This is a genomic window from Butyricimonas sp. DFI.6.44 (genome assembly GCF_022132345.1).
GTDB classification, from domain to species: Bacteria; Bacteroidota; Bacteroidia; order Bacteroidales; family Marinifilaceae; genus Butyricimonas; species Butyricimonas muris.
In genome coordinates this window covers 656,538-682,158 of sequence record NZ_JAKNJD010000001.1, presented here as the reverse complement: position 1 = coordinate 682,158, position 25,621 = coordinate 656,538, and the positions used below count along the sequence as shown (strand labels likewise).

The following is a 25,621-nucleotide window of genomic DNA, read 5'->3' as shown; positions in this document are numbered from 1 at the left end:
CTTAAAAATATAAAATTATGCAGGTTATTTTTTCTTCCGGGACATATAAGAGAACGATGGTAAGGTCTATCGTGGCAATCGTGACAGGTATCGTTTTGGTGCTTTGGCCGACAGAGGTGTTGAATTACACGGTTAAGATTATCGGGGCGGTGTTCTGTCTTGCCGGAATCGTGTCTTTCCTCGTGTCTTTGCGGGATCAGGATGGGAACTCGCCGAGAGGTTTGACTTCTTTTAATGGGATCGGGAGTGTTATTCTGGGTATTCTGTTGTGGGTGATGGCGGATACTTTTACCAATATATTGATGTACCTGCTTGGTTTTATTTTGGTTGTCGCTGGTATCGGTCAATTGGTTGTTCTTACTTCTGCAAGGAGATTCGGGCAGATTAGCGGGATGAGTTATTTGTTCCCGATAATCGTACTTTTGGCGGGTATTGTTATTTTCGCGAATCCGTTTTCCGCGAAAGAAGGAATAATCACTTTTTTCGGGGCGATTTCTATATTTTATGGGATTACCGATTTGATTAATCAACGCCGGATTAATCAGTTGAGAAAAGAGGCGCATGAGGCGGAACAACAACAGAAGTTGGGTGGGGGTGAGATTGAGGACACGGAGTATGAGGAAGTTGAATAACCTTTTTAATTTCGGATTTACGATTTATGATTGAGGAAGAGTTTGTGGGCTTAGGATAGTATTATTTAAGAATAGATATAATGGTGTATATTATTAACAAGGAGGATTCGGTTTATAATCGTTTTTTAGCAGAGCTCAGAGATAAAGAAATACAAAAGGATCCTTTGCGCTTTCGACGGAATTTGGAGAGAGTCGGTGAGATTATGGCTTACGAGATCAGCAAGACTTTTCACTATTCGTCGCGAAAGGTGCAAACCCCGATAGATGTGGCGGACGTGAGGTTGGCAGATGATGAAGTGGTGGTGGCTTCTGTTTTGCGTGCAGGGCTTCCTTTTCATCAAGGGTTTCTAAATTACTTTGACCGTTCGGGGAGTGCTTTTATTTCCGCGAGAAGAAAATATAAAGAGAATCATATAGATTTTGAGATTCGTTTCGATTCAATTTACACGCCTAGTCTGGAAGGAAAGCAATTGTTGCTGGTAGATCCGATGCTGGCAACCGGAGCGTCTATCGTGGTTGCTTATCATGAGTTGTTGAAGCAAGGTGGAAGACCGCTGCACACGCATATTGCAGCTATCGTGTCCAGTCGTCAAGGTGTGGATAAAATTACCGAGGCGTTGAAAGATGAGCCGGTTACGATATGGACAGGTGCTGTGGACGAGAGATTGACGGAGAGTTGTTATATTGATCCGGGAATCGGTGATGCCGGTGATTTGGCATTTGGAGAGAAATTGTGAAAACTTAAAGATAAAAACTAAAAGCTAAAAGTTGAAGGTTCAGATTAAAACATTATCTTTGGCGTCATGGAAATGAACAAATATTTAATAGCTGCCTTATATGTGTTTGCCGGTTGTGTGGCAACACTCCCGATTGGGGTGCGTGCCGGAAATGTTCCTGTTGCCAATGACAGCTATCGTTTGTTGATTTCTTCTCCCACTGAAAAAATTATAACCGTTTGCACGGATAAGAGGACTGCGGATGATTTGGACTATGGTGTTTTTAGTCATCAGAATTATTTAGCCTCTATTGATAGTGTAAAGGTTTATTATACTTACTCACCTTTAGTGCTTCCGGGTTGGAAAGTACCCGAAGTAACAGCTAATCCCATACGAGCGCCGGGGAGATGCTGATAATTTTAAATTTATGATTTTAGATTTACGATTGAAGGGGTAAACTATGTTTTATCATTTTCAATTTTCATTTTTCAATTTTTCAATTTTTCAATTATAAAAAAGTATGGGATTTAATGATATATTAAAAAGTATGTTCGGTAACAAGGCAGATCGGGATATGAAGGAGTTGTTACCGGTAGTTAAGAAGGTGAATGCGGAGTGGGAGAAGATTAAAGGATTGAGCCATGATGATTTGAGAAAGGTGTCTGCTGATCTGAAGGCGAAGATACACGCTCATGTAAAATCAGAGGAGGATGAGATCGCTGCGTTGAAAGCAAAAGTGGAAAACGAGAAACCCTCTATCGAGGAGAGGGAGGAAATATATAACCGGATTGATAAGCTGGAAGAGCAGATTGACAAGAAACTGGAGGATATTTTGAATGAAATATTGCCGGTAGCTTTTGCGGTGATTAAGGATACTGCACGACGATTTACCGAGAACAAGGAAATCGTGGTAAAGGCCACGGATTTTGATAGGGATTTAGCGGTTAGTAAAGATTTCGTGGAAATAGACGGGGACGATGCCGTTTATTTTAATTCATGGCTTGCCGGAGGTACGGAGATAACTTGGGATATGGTACATTACGATGTGCAGTTGATCGGAGGTTCCGTGTTACATCAAGGGAAGATTGCCGAGATGGCTACCGGTGAAGGTAAAACGTTGGTGGCAACTTTGCCTGTTTTCCTGAATGCTTTGACAGGGCGAGGCGTACATGTGGTAACGGTCAATGATTACCTTGCCAAACGTGACTCCGAATGGATGGGACCGTTATATATGTTCCACGGTTTGTCAGTAGATTGTATTGATAAAACGGAGCCTAATTCTCCCGAGAGAAGAAAGGCTTATCAAGCGGATATCACTTTCGGTACGAATAATGAGTTCGGTTTCGACTATTTGAGAGATAATATGGCGATACACCCGGAAGACCTTGTACAACGGAAGCATAATTATGCTATCGTGGATGAGGTAGACTCCGTGTTGATCGATGATGCCCGTACTCCGTTGATTATTTCCGGTCCTGTACCCAAGGGGGATATCCAGATGTTTGACGAGTATAAGCCCCGTGTGGAAAAGTTGGTTCGTATGCAGCGTGAGTTGGTTTCACGGATTTTTAACGAGGCGAAGACTTTGCTTGCCAGCGGTGACCGGAAACAGGAGGAACAGGGTGCTATTCTGTTATTGAGAGCGTTTAAGGGGTTGCCCAAGTACAAGCCATTAATCAAGTTCTTGAGTGAACAGGGAAATAAGGCGACTTTGGTAAAGACCGAGAATATATACATGCAGGAAAACAACCGTCGTATGCCTGAGATCACGGACGAGTTGTATTTCGTGATCGACGAGAAGTTGAATTCAATAGATTTGACGGATAAAGGGCATGATACGATTACGGCGGCGGGAGAGGATCCGAACTTCTTTATATTGCCGGATATCGGTTCCGAATTGGCTGAAATAGACAAGATGAATTTGTCTGACGAGGAAAAGGTCGAGAAAAAAGACCAGTTGGTACAGAATTATGCTACCAAATCGGAGCGGGTACACACGGTGAACCAGTTGTTGAAAGCGTATACTTTGTTCGAGTTGGATGTGGAATACGTGGTGATGGATAATAAAGTGAAAATCGTGGATGAGCAGACCGGACGTATCATGGAAGGTCGCCGTTATTCCGACGGTTTGCACCAAGCTATCGAGGCGAAGGAGAACGTGAAGGTGGAGGCTGCCACCCAGACATTTGCTACAATTACTTTACAGAATTATTTCCGTATGTATCACAAGCTGGCGGGTATGACCGGTACGGCGGAAACGGAAGCGGGAGAGTTCTGGGATATTTATAAATTGGATGTCGTGGTTATCCCGACAAATAAACCGATTATCCGGAAAGATGCAAACGACTACGTGTACAAGACGAAACGCGAGAAGTATAATGCGGTAATAGAGGAGATTAGCCGATTAGTGGAATTGGGACGTCCCGTTCTGGTGGGTACGACTTCGGTTGAGGTATCCGAGTTACTGAGCCGTATGTTGAAAATGCGCGGTATTAAGCATAACGTGTTGAACGCTAAGTTACATCAGCGGGAAGCTGATATCGTGGCTGAAGCCGGTAAATCGCAAGTTGTTACTATCGCTACCAACATGGCAGGTCGTGGAACGGATATCAAGTTGAGCCCGGAGGTTCGTGCCGCGGGTGGTTTGGCAATTATCGGTACGGAGCGTCATGATTCCCGTCGTGTTGACCGTCAGTTAAGAGGTCGTGCCGGACGTCAAGGGGATCCGGGTTCATCACAATTCTTCGTGTCATTGGAGGATGATTTGATGCGTCTTTTCAGTTCCGAAAGAATTATTCGTGTTATGGACCGTTTGGGACACGAGGAGGGGGATGTGATTCAACACTCTATGATCACGAAATCTATCGAGCGTGCGCAACGTAAGGTGGAAGAAAATAACTTCGGTATTCGTAAGCGTTTGCTGGAATATGACGACGTGATGAATTCGCAACGTGAGGTTATTTACAAGAAAAGACGCCATGCATTACTTGGGGAGAGAATCGGGGTGGATATTGCTAATAACATGTACGATGTTTGTGAAACGTTGGTAGAAGTACATAAAGATAGCAACGAAGTAGAGGATTTCCGATTGGATGTATTGAAATATCTGTCCGTGAATTTTGATATAAAGGAAGAAGAATTCCAAAAGACTTCCGCTTCGGAATTGACCGAGAGATTGTACAAAGAGGTGAGAGAAACCTTTACCCGCAAAGTAGAAGGAATTTCGAAACAGGCATTCCCGGTGATTAAGAATGTGTTCGAGCAAAGGGGTGAAATGTTTAAGAATATCGTGGTTCCTTTCACGGATGGTAAGAAAATGTATAACGTGGTCACGAATTTGGAAAAAGCATATAAGACAGAGGGGGAAGAATTAGTACGTGCCTACGAGAAATCGATTATGCTTGCCCATATTGATGATGCATGGAAAGAGCATTTGCGGGAAATGGACGATTTGAAACAATCGGTTCAGAATGCCACGTACGAGCAAAAAGACCCGTTATTGATCTATAAATTCGAATCGTTCAATTTGTTCAAGACGATGGTGGATAAGATTAACAAGAGTGTGGTTTCTACTTTGATGAAAGGACAAATTCCGTTCGAGGCTCCGGAGGAAGTAAGACAAGCCGAGGAAAGACGTACGGATATGAGCAAAATGCGCACGGGACGTACGGATGCTCCCGCGGCACAAACAAATCAAGGACCTCGTAAAGTGGAGCCGGTGAAAGTCGGTCCTAAGGTGGGACGTAATGATCCTTGTCCTTGCGGAAGTGGTAAGAAATACAAGAATTGCCACGGTAGAGAAGAAAATTAATTTTAGATTTTAAATTTTAAATTTTAGATTGCTTTGACGCATTGAGTTTAAAATTGAGATTTAGAATAAAATATAATTGTAGGTTTTAGGTTGTTGATAAATAATTTAAAATCTACAATTTAAAAATTTAAAATTATTATGGTTTCATTATTTATCAACTGGGATGTCAGTCCCGAGATTTTTAATTTAGGAGGCTTCTCTATCCGGTATTACGGTTTGTTGTTTGCGTTGGCGTTTGTTTGCGGATACAAGGTAGAAGAGAAGATGTTCAAATCAGAGGGATTAAGTCAGCAATGGTTGGACAAATTATGGATATATGTTGCCGTGGCAACCGTGATCGGTGCTCGATTGGGACATTGTTTCTTTTACGGGTGGGAATATTATCAGAACCATTTATTGGAAATTGTTTTGCCATTTCAGCTCAGTCCGTTTAAATTCACGGGTTTCCAAGGGTTGGCGAGTCATGGTGCCGCGATAGGTATTATCGCGGGATTATGGTATTATTCCAAGAAAGTGAGTAAAAAATCAATCTTTTGGATATTGGATCGTGCCGTGATTCCTATTGCTCTTGCCGGTTTTTTTATCCGGATGGGGAATTTGATGAATTCGGAAATAGTCGGACTTCCGACCACTTTGCCGTGGGGTTTTATTTTTATCCACGGGCATGGGATTGAGAATCCGGAATTACCTCGTCATCCGGCTCAGTTGTACGAGGCAATTTGTTATTTAATCAGTTTTGCCGTGTTAATGCATTTGTATTGGAGAACGAACGCGAAAGATAAACAGGGTTTTCTATTCGGCATGTTTTTGATCTTGATTTTCGCAGCACGTTTCTTTATCGAGTTCGTGAAAGAGGATCAAGAGGCTTTCGAGGCTTCGATGACATTGAATATGGGGCAATGGCTGAGTATTCCTTTTGTCCTTGTGGGTATCTATATGGTATGGAGAAATAAAACGCCGTTGAAAGCGAAGTAATTTATGACTAGGTGAATATGGGTTACGATAAAAGATTCATGAAAGAGGCAATTCGAATTGCCGTGGAGAATGTGAAGAATGGGACGGGAGGTCCTTTTGGGGCTGTTGTTGTGAAAGGCGGGGAGATTATTGCATCTTCCGGGAATACGGTAGTACCGGATAATGATCCGACAGCTCATGCCGAAGTGAATGCTATTCGTAAGGCATGTAGAAATTTGGATTCCTTTCAACTGGAAGGATGTGAGATCTATTCCAGTTGTGAGCCTTGTCCGATGTGTTTGGGGGCAATTTATTGGGCTCGTCCGAAAGCTGTTTATTATGCTTGTACGAAAGAGGATGCGGCTGAAGGCGGATTTGATGATTCTTTTATCTATAAGGAAATCATGTTGGATGGTTTGCGACGTTTTATCCCGTTCGTGAACGAGAAAGAAGAGGGTGCCGGGGAGGAATTTGAGCTTTGGCGTGAGGAAAAGAACAAAGTCAAGTATTAGAATCTCTGTTCTATAAAGTTATGAATAGGGCGTGTTTTGAGAAGGATACGCCCTATTTTTATGTCCTATTTCCAAATATTTCTTGCTGTTTTTCTCTTTTTTTATTAAATTTGTAAACCTCAGGTATTTGCTTTCTGTATAAATACATGTCACTTCTCGGCATTCGAGGGCGTTTTCGGACGCTACAACATTTTATGTTGTGTTTTTGTTTAACTTTTGAAATAGGAGGAACGTGGAGCTGAAAAATGTACTGAAATATTCGTATACCGAATTAATAGATTTATTTGAAAAGGACTTCCCGAGTATATTGCATAACGCAAGGATAAGCGATGATTGGAGAGTCTTCGAGCAATTTTTGAAAGAATATATTCGAGCGACTCTAATCAGACGTCCTTCGCCTCTTTCTATACGGCGTTTTTTTCGCATGTTCGTGAATCGTTCTCGTTATATTCATGATTTCTCGACGGGTGAGAAAATCCGGTACGAGCCGATAAAATGGTTATGGGAGGCTTTGCGGGGGGAAGATAATGATGTGCATCAGGACTTTTTGATCGACAGGTATTTTTTGTTTAAACAGTTTCAAAATAGCTTTGATGTTTTGTCAGATCAAGAGCAATGCAAGAATTGGAGAGAACGTTGGGAAGTGGGTACGGATGAAGATGTTGCCGAGGAACGCCGGGAGAATAGAAAGCGAATATCTTATTTGTTAATTCGTAAAATAGAGCGACGGGATAAAATGAATTCCCGTTATCGTTTTGCCGCAGAAACGAGTGAAGAGGACAAAATGAGGCTGATAGACGAATGGTGGAAAGACTATAAATTTCATTTGACGATGGCAATACGGGAACCGGATGAATTGAATCTGTTTTTGAATCATACGTTATCTGACAAAACGATGCAAATCCTGCATGATGCAAAGCGGAAAGGAATACCTTTTTTCGTGACGCCTTATTATTTATCCCTGTTGAGCGTGAAAGAGAACGGGTATGATGATTCCACGATTCGGAGTTACGTGATTTATTCTCGGGAACTGGTAGAGAATTTCGGACATATTCAGGCTTGGGAGAAAGAGGATGTCGTGGAAGCCGGTAAGCCCAACGCGGCAGGTTGGTTATTGCCAAATTCGACAAATATTCACCGTCGTTACCCGGAAGTGGCTATTTTTATTCCGGATTCGATGGGGCGTGCTTGTGGAGGATTGTGCGCTCTTTGCCAACGGATGTATGATTTTCAAAAAGGGCATCTGAATTTTAACTTGGATCGTTTGAAGCCGATAGAAGGATGGGAGAGAAAGATGGAGCGGTTGATGACTTATTACGAGTATGATTCTCAATTACGGGATATTTTGATCACGGGAGGTGATGCATTGATGAGTCAGAATTCGACGTTGGAGAAAATTCTGGATGCCGTTTACCGGATGGCGGTTCATAAACGGGAGGCTAACAGGGAGCGGACTAAAGGAGAGAAATATGCCGAAATCCGGCGGGTGAGATTGGGTTCTCGTTTATTGGCGTATTTGCCGAGTCGGATTGATGACGGATTGATTGATGTCTTGAAACGTTTTCGGGAGAAAGCCACTCGTGCGGGGATACAACAATTTTTTGTGCAAACGCATTTTGAATCGCCGTTGGAGATCACGGAAGATGTGGTACGTGCGGTACGACGCTTGCTGGATGCCGGATGGATTATAACGAATCAACTTGTGTTTACCGTGGCGGCATCCCGCCGGGGACACACGGCAAGGTTGAGGGAGGAATTGAACAAAATAGGAATTTTGACTTATTATACTTTTTCAGTGAAAGGCTTTGGTGAGAACTATGCTCTGTTTGCCCCGAACAGTCGCTCTATGCAAGAGGTAAAGGAAGAAAAAATATACGGTCGTTTGTCCCCGGAATTGGAGAAAGAGGTGTTGGATATATTGAAGCGTCCGGAATTACTGAATCCCGGTTTGGTTCGTTTATTAGAGAAATATGGTCAACCCTTCTTGGCTACCGACCGGAACGTGATGAATCTGCCGGGGATAGGAAAAAGTATGACTTTTGTGACAGCCGGTTTGACTAAACAAGGGAAGCGAATTTTACGTTTTTCCTTGGACGCGAATCGTCGACATAGTCCCGGTGTGGATAATATCGGGGATATTTACATCGTGGAGAATAAATCTATTGCGGCATATTTACGCCAGTTGGAAGAATTAGGAGAGAATATTGAAGACTATTTTTCTATATGGCATTATTCGGAAGGGCATACGGAATCCCGCTTTGCTTTGTTCGAGTATCCGGAGCAATACACGGGTATCACGGATGATTTTACAAATTTGATCATAGAGTCTTAAAAAGAATTGCGTATTTGTAAATTTTAGGCTATCTTGGCTGTTGTGTTTAAAAAATACGTTTATGAAAAAGATCAATTTAGTTTCAATCGTAGTATTGTGTATTATTTTGCTTGCCGGATGTGCCGGAGAACCTAATCAAGAGGTGAATATTATTCCTCAACCCCAGAGTGTGGCTGTTGAGGATGGTGGTTTCAAACTATCCCCGAAAACGGTGATTAACGTTGTGCAAGGAGCGGAGGATTTGACTCCCGCTTGTACTTTCCTTAGTACATTGACTGAAAAATCTTTCGGGACACCTTTAAAGATCGAGAAAGGTGCTGCCAAGAGTAATGCAGTGAACATTACTGTTGATCCTTCCATGAAAGCTGATGCTTATGAGTTGACCGTGAGTGAGAATGCTATTCATATTCAAGGTGGAAGCTCAAAGGCAGTGTTTTACGCCATGCAGAGTTTGCGGCAGATGATGCCTGTTGGGATAGAGAAAGGGGAAAAAATGAACAAAATAAGAATCCAGAATGTACGGATTCAAGATGAACCTCGCTTGGGATACCGGGGTACGATGTTGGATGTTTGTAGACATTTTTTCACGGTGGATGAAGTGAAGACTTTTATCGATATGCTGGCGTTACATAAATTGAGCGTGTTCCATTGGCATTTGACGGATGACCAAGGGTGGCGTATCGAGATTAAAAAATACCCGGAATTAACCCGGATAGGCAGTCAACGTAAACAAACCGTGATAGGTAAAAATACCGGAAAATATGACGGGAAGCCTTACGGGCCGTATTTCTTCACGCAAGAGGAGATAAAAGATGTCATTCAATACGCGGCTGACCGCTATATTACAATTATCCCGGAAATCGAACTTCCCGGGCATGCTTTGGCTGCGTTAGCAACCTATCCGGAATTGGGATGCACGGGTGGTCCTTACGAGGTTTGCCAGATGTGGGGTGTTTTCCCGGAAGTTTTTTGTCCCGGAAACGAGAAGACATTTGAGTTTTGGGAAGGGGTGTTGACCGAGGTTGCCGAGTTATTCCCGTCTGATATCATTCATATCGGGGGAGACGAGTGCCCGCGGGACGAGTGGAAAAAATGTAAGAAATGTCAGGCTCGAATGAAAAAGGAGAATATGAAGGAGGAGTACGAGTTGCAGAATTACGTGGTTCACCGGATTGAAGCTTTTTTGAAGACGAAAGGGAAGAGGATTATCGGTTGGGATGAAATTTTGGAAGGCGATGTTTCCAAGACAGCTATTGTTATGTCGTGGAGAGGTAAGAGCGGTGGTATAGCCGGAGCGAAGAGGGGGAACGAGGTGATTATGGTACCGAATGATTACGCTTATTTTGATTATTACCAAGCGAAACCGGTGGAGGATGAGCCTTTCGGTATCGGTGGCTACGTACCCGTGGAGAAAGTGTATAGCTTGGATCCCACGGAAGGGTTGACTCCCGAGGAGGCAGCAAAAATCATTGGTGTGCAGGCTAATTTGTGGGCAGAGTATATCACGACTTTCAGTCACGCTCAATACATGTTGTTGCCTCGTATGGCGGCGTTGTCAGAGGTGGCTTGGACTTCGCAAGCGCGAAGAGATTATTCAGGTTTCTTGAATAGAGCCAAGTTGTTAACGCAACGTTATGACGCCTTGGGATATAATTTTGCCAAACATATTTTGCAGGAGCCGAAAACGAATGAATAAGATATTATGGTTTGCCTTTTTCTGTTGTAGCATCGGGGGGATTCTCGGATGCTCTTCGGGGAAGGAGATAAGAACGGAGGTTTCTTCCGGTTGGCAATTCCGTCAAAAGGATAGTGGCGACTGGCTTCCGGCAACTGTTCCGGGGACAGTGCATACGGATTTGCTGGCAAACGGGAGAATAGAAGATCCTTTTTATCGGATGAATGAACTCGGATTGCAGTGGATTGATAAGAAGGATTGGGAATATAGAACCAAGCTTTCGGTTGATGATGAGCTGATAAACAAGAAAAATCAATATCTTGTTTTTAAAGGATTGGATACGTACGCTGATATTTACTTGAACGGTGAGTGTATCGGTTCCGCGGATAATATGTTCCGTACGTGGAAATTTGATGTTTCCGGTAAATTGAAAGCCGGGGATAATGAATTGCGTGTTGTACTCGCTTCTCCCACTGCGAGAGGGTTGGAAGAGATGAAGCGTTACGGTTTGAGATTGCCGGCAGATAATGATCAAAGTGAAAGAGGGGGAATGGGACAGGATCGGGTAAGCGTGTACACCCGTAAGGCTCCTTATCATTATGGTTGGGATTGGGGACCTCGTTTGGTGGCTTCGGGGATATGGCGTCCGGTTATCATCGAGGCGTGGAGTGGTATGAAAGTGGAGGACGTGTATATAAAACAAACGGAGGTCACGAGGGAGTTGGCAACTTTAAGTGCGGATATTCGCGTGAAGGCGGATGTCGGACAAGAGGTCGAAATTGAGATTACGAGTGACGGGAGAGTCTTGGCTTCCGGTAAGAAGAGCTTGGAACGGGGAGAAAACAACGTTTCCGTGCCTTTTGAGGTGGAGAGTCCCCGGTTGTGGTGGAGTAACGGTTTGGGGGAGCAAAACTTGTATTCTTTTAAAGTGCGGGTGACGGGTGTCGAAGGTGTTGTTGCCGAGAAAGAGGTGACGACCGGATTGCGATCATTGAAATTGGTACGGAAGAAGGATCAATGGGGCGAATCGTTCGGTTTTGAATTGAATGGTGTACCCGTTTTTGCCAAAGGGGCGAATATTATACCGAATGATGTTTTTCTGCCTCGCGCGAATCGAGAGGTGTACGAGAAAATGGTTTCCGATGCCGCGAATGCTAACATGAATATGTTGCGGATATGGGGTGGCGGAATATACGAGGATGATGTTTTCTTTGAATTGTGTGACAAGTATGGGATTATGGTGTGGCATGATTTTATGTTTGCTTGCGCGATGTATCCGGGGAACAAGGAGTTTTTGGATAATGTTCGGGAAGAAGCTATTGATAACGTGGTGCGGACACGTAATCACCCGTGTATAGCCCTGTGGTGTGGTAATAATGAAAATGCGTTGGCATGGCGTCACGGTTCTCCCGGCGGGTGGGGTTGGAAACAGCAATTCACGAAAGAACAACAGGATACAGTGTTTAAGGCTTATTATGACGTGTTTCACGATTTATTACCGCACGTGGTGAGTGAATATATGCCCGGGTGCGATTACTGGCCTTCTTCCCCTATGGCGGGACCGGAACCGACTCAGCACGGGTTGGACGGAACGACTTCCGGCGACCAGCATTATTGGGGTGTTTGGCACGGTTTCCGTCCATTGGAGAGTTATGACGAGGTGACTACTCGTTTTTGTAGTGAATACGGGTTCCAGTCTTTCCCGGAAATGAGTACTATACGTACCTATGCTTTACCGGAGGATTATGATATTAACTCGGACGTGATGAAATCACATCAGCGGAGTTATATCGGTAACGGGCGTATTTCGGATTACATGAAAATGTATTACCGGGTTCCGACTGATTTCGAACAGTTTATTTATATGACGCACGTCTTGCAAGGGCTTTCGACGAAAATGGCTATCGAGGCGCATCGCCGGAATATGCCTTACTGCATGGGTTCGCTTGTTTGGCAATTGAATGATTGTTGGCCTGTCGCCAGTTGGTCGACCACGGATTATTACCACAAGTGGAAAGCGGCGCATTACGTGATGCGTGATTGTTTTAAAGAGATCATTGTTGCCCCGAAGTGGCGGAATGACAGTATGCTCGTGTATGTTGTCAGCGACCGTTTGCAACCCGTGGAAGCTGAATTGAGTGTTGATGTGATGGATTTCTCGGGGAAAATTATCTATTCGGAGAAGTCCAATGTTGAAATTCCGGCTAATACATCAACTGTTTTAACGGGTATGAAGCGTTCTTTTTTACTTCGGGGGGCTAGTGGAAAGGATGTCTTTGCCGTGGTTCGTTTGACAGCGGGAGGAAAGAACGTGGATGAGAAAAGCGTGTATTTCGAGTATCATAAAGATTTGAATTTGCCCCAAGAACCGGAATTGTCGATTCTGGCTCGGGAAGAGGGGAAGCAAAAGTATATTTTGGTAACGGCAGATAAATTGGCATGTAACGTGATGTTTGTTTTGCCGGATAGTACGGCTTTCTTTTCGGATAATTATATCGATATACTGCCGGGACGGACGTATAAAATAAACGTGAAGACAGATATTCCTCTTGCGGAGATTGAAAGACGGATACAGTACCGTTATCTACGATAAAAAATAAGAGCCGTGTATTTTTGAACATGGCTCTTGTTTTTTATTAAAATTCTCCGAAATATCCCGGGGGAGAGTTTTCTCCTGCTCTTTTTCTATCGGCTTTTTTACTTCCCATCGTGTTAAAGCGGTAAGATATCGTCAGCATGTAATAATTCTGGGTATTTGTACTGTATCTGGTTTGCGTGTAAAGGTCTTGGATGCTGTAATTCAATAAATTCCTTTGGCGCAATAAATCCATTGCTTTGAATCTTACTTGAAGTTGTTTCCGTTTTAAGAATTTCTTCCCGATCTCCATGTTTAACATGCTATTGGATTGGTTGATATTCCCGCCTTTTTTACTTAGCGTGTAGCTATAAGAATAATCTCCGGCGAGAATGAATTCTTTCCAGAATACCCATTTAACGTTAGCGTTGACGGATTGACTGAAAGAACTGGACCCTTCCGTTGTCGTGCTTGTTGAAGAAGTGTAAGAGGTCGAAGATCGAATATTGTAATCCAAGTTTTCTGAAACATTACTCGTGATCCCTAGATTGAATGAGGCCCTGTGTGAATTGGTAATATTCTTGATATTATCGTAGATCGACGGGCTTCTGGAATAACTGTAAGATAAGGAGGGGCTTAATCTTAATTTGAGAGCGTTGATCCCGAACGAGTAACTGGAATTCATGGAAATACTCCATTGACCATTTAAGTTTATAGGCGTGGAAAGCCGGGCTCCGCGCAATATCTCGTAACCATTGATAACCGTATCGTTTTCGATAAATTGGGTAGCGGTGGCTATATTATTGAACGAGTTATTGAAATTAAGCCCTACATTTAGAAAGTTGAATTTTTCTTCTGAAATTTTTGAACTGCTGAAACTGAGAGAGGCTGATTGTGAAAATGTTTTTTTCAAATCGGGATTACCTTTGGATACACTTAACTGATCACTGACGTCCAATACATCTTGCAGTTGACTTGCACTGGGTGAACTTGTATTTCCATTATAGCTAAAGTTTAAATTGCTTCTTTCTGTCAGAGAATAGTTGAAATTGAATTGAGGAGAAAGATTCAAGTAATTATTTTTCACGAGTGAATCCGGGGCGTTTAAATACTCGTATTTGTTTTCTTCACTGGATAAATTAATGGAACCACCCCCGTTGAACGAGAATTTTTCTTTGTAATAGTTGTAATTGACCCCGATACTGTTATTTATTCTGGTATTACTGATTTTGTTCGTGAGAGAGGTGTCAATACCTATGATTTCGGTAAAAAGAGCGTCTTTATAAGATATACTCTCTTTATCCGATTCGTCCTGACTGTAACTTAACGAGTAATTGAAAGATAAACGGGCGTGTTCGGTCAAAGGTTCGGAATAGGATACGGAACCTGTTAATGAATTTGAAAAACTTTTTGTACTGTTGATCAGGTTACGCAAAGTATCTCTTTTGTTGATAATACTACTGTCTTGTTGGATCCCGTCGCTTTTCGTGTCACTGACATTTATATTTCCGTTTATCGTTAATGTCCGTCCTCTTTTGGCAAACCCATGCATCCACGAGAAATTTCCACCGAAAGAATAAGAATCGTTATGGTTTTGGCTTTTGGCATTTGTGATATTTAATGTATCACCGTCTTGAATACTATTTCCCAATCTGATGGAGCGGCTATCCGATTTGCGTAACGAGAATGACGGGGAGAAGCTGATCCTGTCTTTTTCACTGATTTCATAACTGAAGCGGGTATTGACGCTATGGCTGGAACTCTCGGACCAAGAGTGATTCTCGTTCTCGTAAATTTTACTTTGGTAACTTTCTGATGGGAAATAATCCTGTCGGGTAGAACTGGCAGAGTAGGATTCGTTATCGCTACCACTATAACCGCCGGTTAGTTCCAGACCTTTTTTGAAAGTATTGAAAAAGTCCATGCCGAAGTTTTTACCCCTGTTATGTCCCCCTTTTCCCTTGTAAGAGGCGTTAGGTAAATCCGAACCTTGATTCGTGTTACGCAAACTTCCCCGGATAGAGAATCTGCGTTTACGATTGAACGCGTTCGCGTTTGCGTCCAGATTGTAGTTGTTGTTTTTGAAAGAATCTTCGACATCATCCGATATGCCGTAACCTAATCCGGCTTTACCGAATATTTTTAATTGATCCGGATTCTTGGTTTCAATATTCAAAGAGCGGAATTTCTTACCGTCATTGTAACCGGAGAAATTCGCTTCCTCACTTTTCCCGTCAAACATCTTGATTTTAGAAACGATATTTGCCGGTAAGGTTTGTAGGGCTGCCATCGGGTTATCAAGGAAATATTCCGTGCCGTCAATATAGATGCGTTTGACTTCTTCCCCGTTTGCCATGAGTTTGCCGTCCACGAGTTCAAACCCCGGTAATTTTTTTAATAAATCTTCCAGTTCCGCGTCTTCCGGGACTTTCACGGCTGCCGCGTTAAATTCGGTTGTATCGCCTCTTTGGATGATAAGAGGCGGTTTTGCCGTGATAACAACTTCATCCAGTTCTTCCGGTAAAAGTTTAATAATCCCCACGTTTGTATCCGCTTTTACCAGATATTTTTTGGTCGTGGGTCTGAATCCGACATAAGAGGCGGTAACGATTACTTCCCCTGCCGGTATATCCTTTAGCGTGAATTCGCCCATGGCGTCCGTTACCGTGGTAGGTTTCTTTTCGGCTCCCAAGTATATATGGGCTCCCGGTAATGTATCGTCATCCGAATCCCCGACGATAACACCTTTAATCGTGTGTACGACGGTTTTCTTTTCCTGTTGTTTGACAGTATCTTTTCTTACCGTATCCCTTACCTGCGTTTGAGCCAGTAGTGACACGGGACTAACGGTCATCAGTAAAATAAAGGCTATTTTGAAAATATGGTGTAGCATGATTTTTCTTTTCTATTTTAAACAAAAATAGATATAATATTATGGAACAGCCATAATAAAAGGCGGGTTTATGATTTCTTTAAATACTGTTTTAACAAATAATTTAGAAGTTTGTTAGAAAGTGATACAAGCGTGTATTCCCGGTCGTTTTTCGATAATCGTGGGAGAGAGGGAGATACTGTTCCTTCCGTATGGCTTAGTGAATATGTAGCTACTTCCGACACCGATGGCAGCCCCGCATAGAATGTCCCACCAGTCATGTCGGTCACAATGAGTTCTGGTCCAAGCCACGTATCCCGAAAGGAGATAGGCGGGGATTCCGAATTTCCAGCCGTAACGCCGTTGTATAAATGAGGCTCCTTGAAAAGTAACTGTCGCGTGTCCTGATGGAAAAGCGTGATGATCGCTGCCGTCGGGTCGTTTTTTCCGAATGGTATGTTTTAGAATATAACTTACTCCCACGGCGGTCACGGCGGAAAAGACGAATTGTTTAGTGCCTTGGTAGTCTTTTTTCAATAATGTTGTTGCTAGGCAAGCGACAGGAGTCGCGTAGTAAATGATATCACCGGAAGTTTCTATCGCTTTCTTTTGGGCTGATAGACGAGGGATGAATATTATATTCAAGAGAAAAAATAGGCTACAAAATAGACAGAGTGATTTTTTTTTCGCGAAAGGCTGTTGTTTCATCTTGTTGATTATTAAAAACTCACCGCGAATGTATAAAAAAATGTGCGACAAGAAGTCGAAAAAAAATGATTTATCATTTCCAAATTTCAAAAATAGTCGTACATTTGCAGCCGTTATCGCCAATTTAGCTCAGCTGGTAGAGCAACGCATTCGTAATGCGTAGGTCTGGGGTTCGAGTCCCCAAATTGGCTCACGAAAGAGAGATTGTTTATGTTGAAAGCAATCTCTCTTTTATTTTTGTATTAATTCCTACTTTGGAATAATCCAAATACTGGTGTATTTTCGTGTGACAAGTAAATTTATTACATTTGTATCTGAGAATTATATGGATTTTTAGGTCTGAATATACTAATTTATACGTATTTACTTGTGTTTATGAAAAAAGGAAGATTATTTTTGAGTCTATTGACTTGTTGTGTTTTGTTGGGGGCAAAGAATGGAAATGCCCAGTCGTGGAAAGATATTTTGAATTCTTCCACGGTAAAGGATGTGGTGAATACGCTCACGGGAAACGTGATTAAGTTTTCTGATTTGCAAGGGAATTGGAATTACGTGGAACCCGCTTGCAAGATGACGAGCGATGACAAATTGAAAGAGGTGGGAGGGACGCTCATGTCTTCCGCCTTGGAAAAGAAAATCACGACGGTTTACACGAAAGCGGGCATCGTTCCCGGTAAGTTCTCGTACACGTTTAACAGTGACAGTACTTTCACGAATGTTATCGGGAAGAAGACGTTGAAGGGAACTTATTCTTTAGACGAGAAAAATAAGGTACTTGTATTGAGTTACAAGTTGGGAAACGCTTTCACCGTGAAGCGGACTGAAGTGCAATTGGCAAAATCGGGAGAGCAGATTTCGATGCTTTTTAATGTCGACGGGTTGATGAAGTTTGTCAAGGTGTTGTCGTCGATGATGAAAAAGTCCGATTCGTCTTCATCCTTGTCGTCTTTACTGGAAGGGTATGACGGGATGCTTCTGGGATTCGAGATGAAAAAATAAATTTGGAAATTTATTTGCGGAACTTTTCTCCACCTCGAGTATGTATGAGATAAAAAATAATACAGAGAGGAATACCAATGCCTCCGGTTAGGCTTAAATACGATAGATTAAAAATATCGGCGGCAAGAATAAATAACATGCAGAGAACAAGGGAAAGTATGAGTTTTCCTGTACTTTTACAAAGTGCTTTGGAATCATACTTTTCCTTTTCTTCTTTTGTCATTGTGTTATACCCGGCGATAAGGAACGCTCCTTTACCGCATAACAGTAAAATAGCGAGAATTAAAAAAATGGCAATAACACAAATCAAAACAATCATCTTTTTCTTGTTTTAAAATTCCGAGGTAAAGTGGAATATTAACTTTTTATAATTGCTTTGTGCCATTTGGAGCATGTATTGCGATTCGGCAAGAAACACGTCCCGTCCCCATTTGTCCTTGGCAAGATACTGTGCTTTATGAAGCTTGAAATCTTCCAGTTCCTTGTCGTCCAATGCTTCAATCCAGCAAGCCTTGTAGAGGTTGATCGGTTCCCAGCGACAAGCCGCACTATACTCGTGAAGCAAACGATATTCGATGACTTCAAACTGAAGGGCACCCACTGTTCCGATGATCTTCCGGTTGTTGAACTGGTTGACAAAAAGCTGGGCGACACCTTCATCCATTAGTTGGTCGATGCCTTTTGCCAGTTGTTTTGATTTCATGGGATCGGCATTCTCGATATACTTGAATAATTCCGGCGAGAAACTGGGTATTCCCTTGAAATGTAGTTTTTCTCCTTCCGTGAGGGTATCGCCGATTTTGAAGTTTCCCGTGTCATGCAGCCCGACGATGTCACCGGGATAAGCCTCGTCGATAATAGATTTCTTGGAAGCCATGAATGCAGTCGGAGTCGAGAATTTAAGGTTTTTACCTAATCCCACGTGGAGGTAATTCGTGTTACGTTTGAATGTACCGGAACAAACTTTCACGAAAGCGATACGGTCACGGTGGTTCGGGTCCATGTTGGCGTGTATTTTAAAGACGAAACCGGTAAATTTCTCTTCTTCCGGCGACACGATACGTTCCTCTGTTTCACGCGGGAGGGGTGTAGGTGCTATTTCGATAAAACAATCCAGCATTTCCCGGATACCGAAATTGTTCAAGGCAGAACCGAAAAACACGGGTGCCAGTTGCCCCTGCAGGTAGGCTTCCCTGTCTGCGGCGGGGTAGACTTCACGCACAAGTTCCAAATCTTCACGCAGTTTGGAGGCTGATCTTTCACCGATATGGCTATCCAGTTCATCGGAATCTATATCGTTAATTTCAATCCCGTCTTGTATGGTCTGCACGCTGGCGGAGTAAAGGCACAAGTTTTCTTTGTGTATATTGTATATACCCTTGAAGACGTCTCCGTTGCCGATAGGCCAGCTCAGAGGGGTTACTTGAATTTGAAGTTCTTTTTCTATTTCATCCAACAGGTCGAACGGGTCCTGTCCCGGGCGGTCGAGTTTGTTGATAAACACGATGACCGGGGTTTTACGCATCCGGCATACTTGCATGAGTTTGCGGGTTTGGCTCTCGACACCTTTAGCGGAGTCAATCACGATAATTACGCTGTCGCAAGCCGTCAGTACCCGGAAAGTATCTTCGGCGAAATCTTGATGGCCGGGAGTGTCAAGAATATTGATTTTAACGTCTTTGTATTCAAAACCCATAACGGATGTGGCAACCGAGATTCCTCTCTGGCGTTCTATTTCCATGAAGTCGGAAGTTGCCGTTTTCTTAATCTTGTTTGATTTTACGGCACCCGCTATATGGATAGCACCCCCGAATAACAATAGTTTTTCCGTTAATGTAGTTTTACCCGCGTCCGGGTGGCTGACAATACCGAATGTCCGTCTTTTCAAAATCTCTTCCTTGAAACCCATTTGTCTTGATGATTTTAGATTTTATTTTTGCGGGTGCAAAGATAGAAATAAATTTTAAATTTATACCCGGGGTGCGTGGGGAGATGAGGTAAGTTTCTGGCGTGTTCAATAATCTTCTTGTTATTATTTGTATTGATATAATGTATCTCGTAGTTATCAAATTTTATTCAATTTCAATTAATTTTCTATTATTCTACCTTTGGAATAGGGGATGAATAGGGGATGAATAGGAGTTGAATGGGAGTTGAATAGGAGATGGTATAAACCAACTACAAATGATATTTATATTTTGTATATCTTATATGGCTTATTTTAACTTAAATACCGGAGAAAAAGGATACTTGCATTCACTCGTTTGTCTCGGGAAGAGATAGGGTGCTCTTGAAGGGACGAACTTTTTGTCGTGAAATTTAACTTTTGTCTTTTAAAATCGTAGTTTTGTAAAACTAAAATGGAAGATATGGAAAAGTATATAGGAGCACACGTGAGTGCATCGGGAGGAGTTGAAAACGCACCGGTTAACGCGCACGAGATTGGGGCAACGGCTTTTGCCCTGTTCACGAAAAATCAAAGACAATGGAAGGCTGCCCCCCTGTCGGCAGATAGTATAAGGCTGTTTCGGGAGCGTTGCGAGCAGTATGGTTACACGGCTAAACAGATATTGCCGCACGACAGTTACTTGATTAATCTCGGGCATCCGGAAGCCGCGAGTTTGGAGAAGTCCAGAGAGGCATTTTTCGATGAAATGAAGCGTTGCGAGGAGTTGGGTTTGGACAGGTTGAATTTTCACCCGGGAAGCACGTTGAAGGAGATTAGCGATGAGGCTTGCTTGACATTGATAGCGGAGTCGATTAATATGGCATTGGAACGGACGCGCGGGGTTACTGCCGTGATCGAGAATACGGCAGGACAAGGTTCTAACTTGGGCTACAAGTTCGAGCAGATTGCCTATATAATCGATAAGGTGGAAGATAAAACCCGTGTCGGGGTTTGTATTGATACTTGTCACTCGTTCGCGGCGGGGTATGATTTGGCAACTTCTTCCGGTTTCACGGAAACATTCGAGCATTTCGATAACGTGATCGGGTTTAAATATTTGCGGGGAATGCACTTGAACGATGCCAAGAAAGAGTTGGGTTCCCGTGTCGATCGTCACGATAGTTTGGGTAAGGGAACGTTAGGTATCGAGCCGTTCAAATGGATTATGCAAGACGGGCGGTTTGACGGGATTCCTTTGATTCTGGAAACACCGGATGAATCGTTATGGCCGGAGGAAATCAAGATGTTGAAAGGATTTGTAAAATGAAAATATTACATACTTCGGACTGGCATTTGGGAAAACGCTTGAACGAGCGGGAAAGGATACAGGAGCAGGTAGAAGTAATGGATGAAATTGTGCGAATCACGGAAGAGGAGAACGTGGATGTTGTTGTTGTTGCCGGGGATTTGTTCGATACGTTTAATCCGTCGGTGGAGGCGATAGAATTGTTGTATCGCGCGTTGCATCGCTTGGCGAACGGGGGCAAGCGGTTGGTGGTGGCAATCGCGGGGAATCATGATTCGCCCGATCGGGTGGATTCGCCCGACGTGTTGGCTCGTCAGCATGGAATCTTTTTCGTGGGTAGCCCGAAGGTTCATTTTAATTCCACGGTGACGGACGGGGGGATTGAGTTATCGCGGTCGGAAGAGGGGATTTCCGAATTCCGGTTGCCGGGACACGAGTATCCTTTGCGGGTGATGCATACCCCTTATGCCAATAGTCTACGCTTGTGTCGATTTCTTGGAGTCGAGGGGCAGGAGGAGGGTTTGCGTGCCGTGCTTCGGGAGCATTGGGGGGCGTTAGCCGCAAAGTATTGTGATAACGCGGGAGTGAATTTGTTGGTGGCGCATCTTTACGTGGCGCGGGAAGGGGGAGATATGCCGGAGGAACCCGAGGATGAACGTCCGATTAATATCGGCGGGGCGGATGCGGTGTACACGTCGTTGATACCCGACGGGATACAATATGCGGCGTTGGGGCATTTGCATCGCTGGCAAGTGGTGGACACGGTGCCTTGTCCGGCGGTGTACAGCGGTAGTCCTCTGGGATATAGTTTTAGCGAGGCGGAGCAGAATAAATATGTCACGATCGTGGAGGCGGAGCCGGGACAAGAGGTGCGTTTCGAGAAGCGGCGTTTGACAAGCGGGCGTCCGTTGGTGCGGGTGCGTTTCGAGGGGGTGGAGCAGGCTGTGGCTTGGTTGGCGGGGCATCCCGGGGCGTGGGTGGAATTGACGGTGGCGACCGATACTTACCTGACTGCCGCTGAAACGAAGTCGATACACGAGGCGCATGACGGTATCGTGTGTTTGATTCCGGAGGTGAAAGAAGCGTCGGTTTCCGATGAACGGGTGGCGTCGATACATGATTTGCGTTCTGACGTGAACGCTCTTTTCGCCGAGTATTTTCGTCGTCGTAAAGGGCAGGAACCGAATGACGAGATTATGGCATTGTTTAAAGAAACTTTATCAATTGAAAATTGAAAGTTGAAAATGGAAAATTATAAAAAGCTATCAAATCGAAATCAAGAGTTCTCATTTTCAATTTTCAATTCTTAATTTTCAATTATATTATGGTTCCGGTTAGATTGACATTAGAAGGTATATATTCGTATAGAGAAGCGCAGACGATAGAATTCAATCGGCTGACGGAGGCTAAGTTGTTCGGTATTTTCGGTCCGGTGGGAAGTGGGAAATCGACGATTTTGGAGGCGATGATTTACGTGATTTACGGGGTGATCGATCGGTTGAACAACGAGGTGAAGTATAATTTGATGAATCTTCAGTCCGATCGCTTGTTCGTGGATTTTGAATTCAAGGCGGGCGAACAGGGACGGGATTTTAGAGCTACGGTCGAGAGTAAGCGGAACAAGAAAAGGTTTACCGATATCTCTGTTCCGAAATTTTTATATCACGCGCGGAAGGACGGGGAATGGATGCCGTGTACCCGGGAAGATGTTATCGCGGCGATAGGGCTTAACGCGCAAAATTTCAAGCGGGTTGTGATTATTCCTCAAGGTAAGTTTCAAGATTTTCTTATGCTTCGGGATAAGGAGCGCACGGAGATGATGATGGAGCTTTTCGGGGAGTTGCGCCGTTATGATTTGGGCGGTAAGGTGGCTTATCTGGAGGGGGAAACCAACAAGAAAATGATTGATCTGAAAGGACAGTTGACCGGATTGGGAGAGGTTAGCGAGGATGCATTGGCAGAGAGCAAGAAACGATTGGTGGGATTGCGGGAAGATGCGGAACGATTGAAAAAGGCGTTGCAAGAGGGGACGGAACGGGAAAATCAATTGAAAAAAGTGAAACAGCTGGTGGAGGAACGGGGTGTTCGGGAAGAGGAGGAAAAAGGTTTGTTGGGACAAAAAGAGAGTATCGCCGAATTATTGAAACAGGTCGAGAAGTACGAGTATTGTTTGCAATATTTTCAACAACCGATCAATCGCTGGGAAGATAGTTCCCGCCGTTTGGCGGAATCTGAAAAAGCTTTGTCCGAGTATCGGGAACGGTTGGTTGGCAAACAACAGGAGTTGACTTGTTTTAAAGAACAATATAATGAATTGAAGTTGAGATACGAGGAGCGGGATCAGTTGAAAGTGCGGGCAGAGCGGTTGGAAGGGGTGATTCGCTTGCGAAGTTTGACGGTGGAACAGAAGGATTTACGGGAACGGCATGCCAAAGGGGAGGCTATGGTGGCTACCACACGAGAGGAAGTCGAGGTTTTGAAACGTCAATTGGCGGAGCGGAAAGATAGACTGGAGAAATTGGTGCAGTCTATCCCGGATATGAAGTTATTGTCTGACATTCGGGAGTGGTATAGCCAGTATCATCATGCGCGGGAAGAAGAAACACGGGTGCGGGAGGAGTTGAAGCAGGTTGAAAATGAGCTGTTGAAAGATAAGGAAGTTGTTCTGTCCCATAAGCAAAAATATTCCTTCTTCGCTGACGCGGAAAGCGATACGTCAGAAGAGTTGTTGGAAGTATCTGAAAAAAGGAGCCAACAGATAGAGCGGGAATTAAAGGGTTGTCGGGATGAATTGATGCATCTGAATACTCGTCAGCGTTTAGTCGATTTTGCCAAAGAATTGAGCGAGGGGGAACCTTGCCCGTTGTGTGGTGCGTTGTCACATCCCGCACCTTTGCACGCGGAGGAGATGGAGGGCGTGATGCGTTTGATCGCGGAGAGAATCAAGGCGTTGGAACGCGAGCGGGAGGAATTGAACCGGTGGAGTTCCGTTTTAGCCATCGCGGGTGAACGAAAGCGCTTGAATTTGAACAGACAGGTACAGGCGAAGATAAAGCAAGAAGAAATACAACATAAATTGCAGGAGCATTTGTCCCGTTTTGTATGGGAGGGTTTCGCCCCGGATGACGCACGACATCTCAAGGAAGAGATCGACAGGGCGGCGTCTTTAGGGAATGAACGGAAACAGTTGGAGGCGGAGGTGAAGCAGACGGAGTCGGAGATGGACGTGAAGAGAGGTCATTTGGAGAAATATAGCAAACGGTTGGAGGAGATTGACCGGGAAGTGGTGCAGCGTGAAACGCAGATGGAATTGGTGCGGGAACAGTTGAAAGGCTTTGATGTAACCGTGTACATGGAAATCGGACTGGAGAGTTTGAAGGGGGAGAAAGAGAAGTGCCTCGCTGTTTTTGAAAAACTGGGAAAAGATTACCGGGAGGCTACCGAGCGATTGCAGCTTATGGAGAACGAGTATCGAAAGTGGGAAGGCGGTGCGGAGGAAAAAGAGAAAGAAATCGTGTTGCTCCGAGAGGAAAAGAAGAGTGGAGAAGAGAAATTGAATGCGTTGTTAAGGGAGAGTGTTTATGAAGATATAGCGGCGGTGCGTGGAACGCTGGACAAGAAACTGGATTTACCTGCCAGTCGAAGTAGGATAAATCAATTTAATCAACAATTGCACGTCGTGCAGGTAAGGAAATTGGAATTGGAGAAGTTGCTTGCCGGGGTGGAGTACCGGGCGGAGGAGCACGAGGCATTGGCGCGTCAACTGGAAGAGTATCGGCTACGGGAGAGGGAAGTGTTGGCGGAACATGGCGCGTTGGCAAATCAAGTCAAAGATATGGAAAACCGTGCCGCGGCACGGGTGAAGATTGGGAAGGAGTTGGATGTTTTGGATGCTCGGCTTCGGAATTTGCAGGTATTGAAAAGTTTGTTCCGCGGGAATGATTTCGTGAAATTCGTGTCGTCGATTTATTTGCAGAATTTGTGTAACGCGGCGAACGAGCGTTTTTATCGGATGACTCGCCAGCGTTTGAAGTTGGAGTTGGACGAGGATAATGATTTCGTGATCCGGGATTACATGAACGAGGGACGAACCCGTAGCGCCCGCACGCTTTCCGGGGGACAGATATTTCAAGCTTCTCTTTCGTTAGCGTTGGCGTTGACCGATAATATCCGGCATTTGACGGGGAGTGACCAGAATTTCTTTTTCTTGGACGAGGGATTCGGTTCTCTTGACAAAGAGTCTTTGCGTGTCGTTTTTGAAACACTCAAGTCGTTGCGGGAAGAGAATCGGGTTGTCGGTCTGATTTCTCACGTGGAAGAGATGCAGCAGGAATTACCGGTATGCGTGTTCGTGGAGAACACGACGGAACGGGGAAGCGTTGTGACAATTGACAATTGAAAATGGAGAATTGAAAATTGAAAATGAAAAGAACTCCTCCGTCAGCCTTTGGCTGCCACCTCCTCTATAAACAGAGGAGGAGTTGGTGACTCTCACCGAAGACAGTGAGTAATTCAGCTCTCCCTCTGTTTATAGAGGGTAACTGGCGAGTAAGAGAGAACAGACAGAGAGCTTGCTCGTTGTCTGTCGAACGAGAGCCAGTTCGAGACCGGTTTCCGGGCTCAATACCCCGAAGGGGGGAG

The 25,621-nt window shown here is 44.1% G+C and carries 17 protein-coding genes and 1 tRNA gene; 14 read left to right on the top strand and 4 right to left on the bottom strand.

Features of this window, described 5'->3' with window-relative positions; translation table 11 throughout:
* Positions 1-17: 17 nt before the first annotated feature.
* The 9 genes from L0M98_RS02885 (at position 18) to L0M98_RS02845 (ending at position 13,225) form a co-directional block, all read left to right on the top strand.
* On the top strand, positions 18-632 hold the full coding sequence (locus L0M98_RS02885) for an HdeD family acid-resistance protein (RefSeq protein ID WP_227214901.1): 615 nt from the start codon (positions 18-20) through the stop codon (positions 630-632).
* A gap of 80 nt (positions 633-712) precedes the next feature.
* Positions 713-1,369 carry a uracil phosphoribosyltransferase gene (gene upp / locus L0M98_RS02880; protein WP_176555087.1) on the top strand — a complete coding sequence of 219 codons (657 nt, stop codon included), beginning with the start codon at positions 713-715 and terminating at the stop codon, positions 1,367-1,369.
* 72 nt (positions 1,370-1,441) lie between these two features.
* Positions 1,442-1,762, top strand: a complete 321-nt coding sequence (locus L0M98_RS02875) for a hypothetical protein (RefSeq protein WP_176555086.1) — start codon at positions 1,442-1,444, stop codon at positions 1,760-1,762.
* 106 nt (positions 1,763-1,868) lie between these two features.
* Positions 1,869-5,159, top strand: coding sequence for a preprotein translocase subunit SecA (gene secA / locus L0M98_RS02870; RefSeq protein WP_227214899.1), 3,291 nt, complete (start codon positions 1,869-1,871; stop codon positions 5,157-5,159).
* A 138-nt stretch (positions 5,160-5,297) separates the two neighbouring features.
* Positions 5,298-6,134, top strand: a complete 837-nt coding sequence (gene lgt, locus L0M98_RS02865) for a prolipoprotein diacylglyceryl transferase (protein ID WP_099292750.1) — start codon at positions 5,298-5,300, stop codon at positions 6,132-6,134.
* Between the two features lie 38 nt (positions 6,135-6,172).
* A complete protein-coding gene (locus L0M98_RS02860) occupies positions 6,173-6,625 on the top strand; it encodes a nucleoside deaminase (protein WP_370645572.1) in 453 nt (150 codons plus the stop codon).
* 232 nt (positions 6,626-6,857) lie between these two features.
* Entirely contained in the window at positions 6,858-8,957 is a 2,100-nt protein-coding gene (locus tag L0M98_RS02855) for a KamA family radical SAM protein (protein ID WP_227214896.1), read from the top strand.
* A 61-nt stretch (positions 8,958-9,018) separates the two neighbouring features.
* Positions 9,019-10,653 carry a beta-N-acetylhexosaminidase gene (locus L0M98_RS02850; protein WP_227214894.1) on the top strand — a complete coding sequence of 545 codons (1,635 nt, stop codon included), beginning with the start codon at positions 9,019-9,021 and terminating at the stop codon, positions 10,651-10,653.
* A complete protein-coding gene (locus L0M98_RS02845; RefSeq protein ID WP_227214893.1) occupies positions 10,646-13,225 on the top strand; it encodes a beta-mannosidase in 2,580 nt (859 codons plus the stop codon). The genes L0M98_RS02850 and L0M98_RS02845 overlap by 8 nt, the downstream gene beginning before the upstream one ends.
* A 43-nt stretch (positions 13,226-13,268) precedes the next feature.
* Here the strand turns inward: L0M98_RS02845 and L0M98_RS02840 are convergent, their stop codons facing one another.
* Positions 13,269-16,100 (bottom strand): TonB-dependent receptor, encoded by a 2,832-nt coding sequence (locus L0M98_RS02840; RefSeq protein WP_099292740.1) that lies wholly within the window; start codon positions 16,098-16,100, stop codon positions 13,269-13,271.
* A 114-nt stretch (positions 16,101-16,214) separates the two neighbouring features.
* Positions 16,215-16,724 carry a phosphatase PAP2 family protein gene (locus L0M98_RS02835; protein WP_227214892.1) on the bottom strand — a complete coding sequence of 170 codons (510 nt, stop codon included), beginning with the start codon at positions 16,722-16,724 and terminating at the stop codon, positions 16,215-16,217.
* A gap of 181 nt (positions 16,725-16,905) precedes the next feature.
* On the opposite strand from L0M98_RS02835, the gene L0M98_RS02830 reads away from it, so the two are divergent.
* Positions 16,906-16,978, top strand: a tRNA-Thr gene (locus L0M98_RS02830).
* A 184-nt stretch (positions 16,979-17,162) separates the two neighbouring features.
* Positions 17,163-17,786 carry a DUF4923 family protein gene (locus L0M98_RS02825; protein WP_227214890.1) on the top strand — a complete coding sequence of 208 codons (624 nt, stop codon included), beginning with the start codon at positions 17,163-17,165 and terminating at the stop codon, positions 17,784-17,786.
* Positions 17,787-17,796: 10 nt separating this feature from the next.
* Here L0M98_RS02825 and L0M98_RS02820 read toward each other — a convergent pair whose 3' ends face one another.
* Both L0M98_RS02820 and L0M98_RS02815 read right to left on the bottom strand, forming a co-directional pair.
* Entirely contained in the window at positions 17,797-18,105 is a 309-nt protein-coding gene (locus L0M98_RS02820; protein WP_186975666.1) for a DUF3784 domain-containing protein, read from the bottom strand.
* Positions 18,106-18,117: 12 nt separating this feature from the next.
* Positions 18,118-19,695, bottom strand: coding sequence for a peptide chain release factor 3 (locus L0M98_RS02815; protein ID WP_186975665.1), 1,578 nt, complete (start codon positions 19,693-19,695; stop codon positions 18,118-18,120).
* A 460-nt stretch (positions 19,696-20,155) separates the two neighbouring features.
* Between L0M98_RS02815 and nfo the strand changes: the two genes are divergently transcribed.
* The 3 genes from nfo (at position 20,156) to L0M98_RS02800 (ending at position 25,379) form a co-directional block, all read left to right on the top strand.
* Positions 20,156-21,001: a deoxyribonuclease IV gene (gene nfo / locus L0M98_RS02810; RefSeq protein ID WP_227214888.1), complete on the top strand. Its 846-nt coding sequence runs from the start codon at positions 20,156-20,158 to the stop codon at positions 20,999-21,001.
* Positions 20,998-22,215: a metallophosphoesterase family protein gene (locus L0M98_RS02805; protein ID WP_227214884.1), complete on the top strand. Its 1,218-nt coding sequence runs from the start codon at positions 20,998-21,000 to the stop codon at positions 22,213-22,215. The genes nfo and L0M98_RS02805 overlap by 4 nt, the downstream gene beginning before the upstream one ends.
* 89 nt (positions 22,216-22,304) lie before the next feature.
* On the top strand, positions 22,305-25,379 hold the full coding sequence (locus tag L0M98_RS02800; protein WP_227214882.1) for an AAA family ATPase: 3,075 nt from the start codon (positions 22,305-22,307) through the stop codon (positions 25,377-25,379).
* The last annotated feature ends 242 nt before the right edge of the window (positions 25,380-25,621 follow it).

Coding starts and splice junctions, on each gene's coding strand:
- L0M98_RS02885 (WP_227214901.1), top strand. CDS start 18: ATGCAGGTTATTTTTTCTTCCGGGACATATAAGAGAACGATGGTAAGG.
- upp (WP_176555087.1), top strand. CDS start 713: ATGGTGTATATTATTAACAAGGAGGATTCGGTTTATAATCGTTTTTTA.
- L0M98_RS02875 (WP_176555086.1), top strand. CDS start 1,442: ATGAACAAATATTTAATAGCTGCCTTATATGTGTTTGCCGGTTGTGTG.
- secA (WP_227214899.1), top strand. CDS start 1,869: ATGGGATTTAATGATATATTAAAAAGTATGTTCGGTAACAAGGCAGAT.
- lgt (WP_099292750.1), top strand. CDS start 5,298: ATGGTTTCATTATTTATCAACTGGGATGTCAGTCCCGAGATTTTTAAT.
- L0M98_RS02860 (WP_370645572.1), top strand. CDS start 6,173: ATGAAAGAGGCAATTCGAATTGCCGTGGAGAATGTGAAGAATGGGACG.
- L0M98_RS02850 (WP_227214894.1), top strand. CDS start 9,019: ATGAAAAAGATCAATTTAGTTTCAATCGTAGTATTGTGTATTATTTTG.
- L0M98_RS02845 (WP_227214893.1), top strand. CDS start 10,646: ATGAATAAGATATTATGGTTTGCCTTTTTCTGTTGTAGCATCGGGGGG.
- L0M98_RS02840 (WP_099292740.1), bottom strand. CDS start 16,100: ATGCTACACCATATTTTCAAAATAGCCTTTATTTTACTGATGACCGTT.
- L0M98_RS02825 (WP_227214890.1), top strand. CDS start 17,163: ATGAAAAAAGGAAGATTATTTTTGAGTCTATTGACTTGTTGTGTTTTG.
- L0M98_RS02820 (WP_186975666.1), bottom strand. CDS start 18,105: ATGATTGTTTTGATTTGTGTTATTGCCATTTTTTTAATTCTCGCTATT.
- L0M98_RS02815 (WP_186975665.1), bottom strand. CDS start 19,695: ATGGGTTTCAAGGAAGAGATTTTGAAAAGACGGACATTCGGTATTGTC.
- nfo (WP_227214888.1), top strand. CDS start 20,156: ATGGAAAAGTATATAGGAGCACACGTGAGTGCATCGGGAGGAGTTGAA.
- L0M98_RS02805 (WP_227214884.1), top strand. CDS start 20,998: ATGAAAATATTACATACTTCGGACTGGCATTTGGGAAAACGCTTGAAC.
- L0M98_RS02800 (WP_227214882.1), top strand. CDS start 22,305: ATGGTTCCGGTTAGATTGACATTAGAAGGTATATATTCGTATAGAGAA.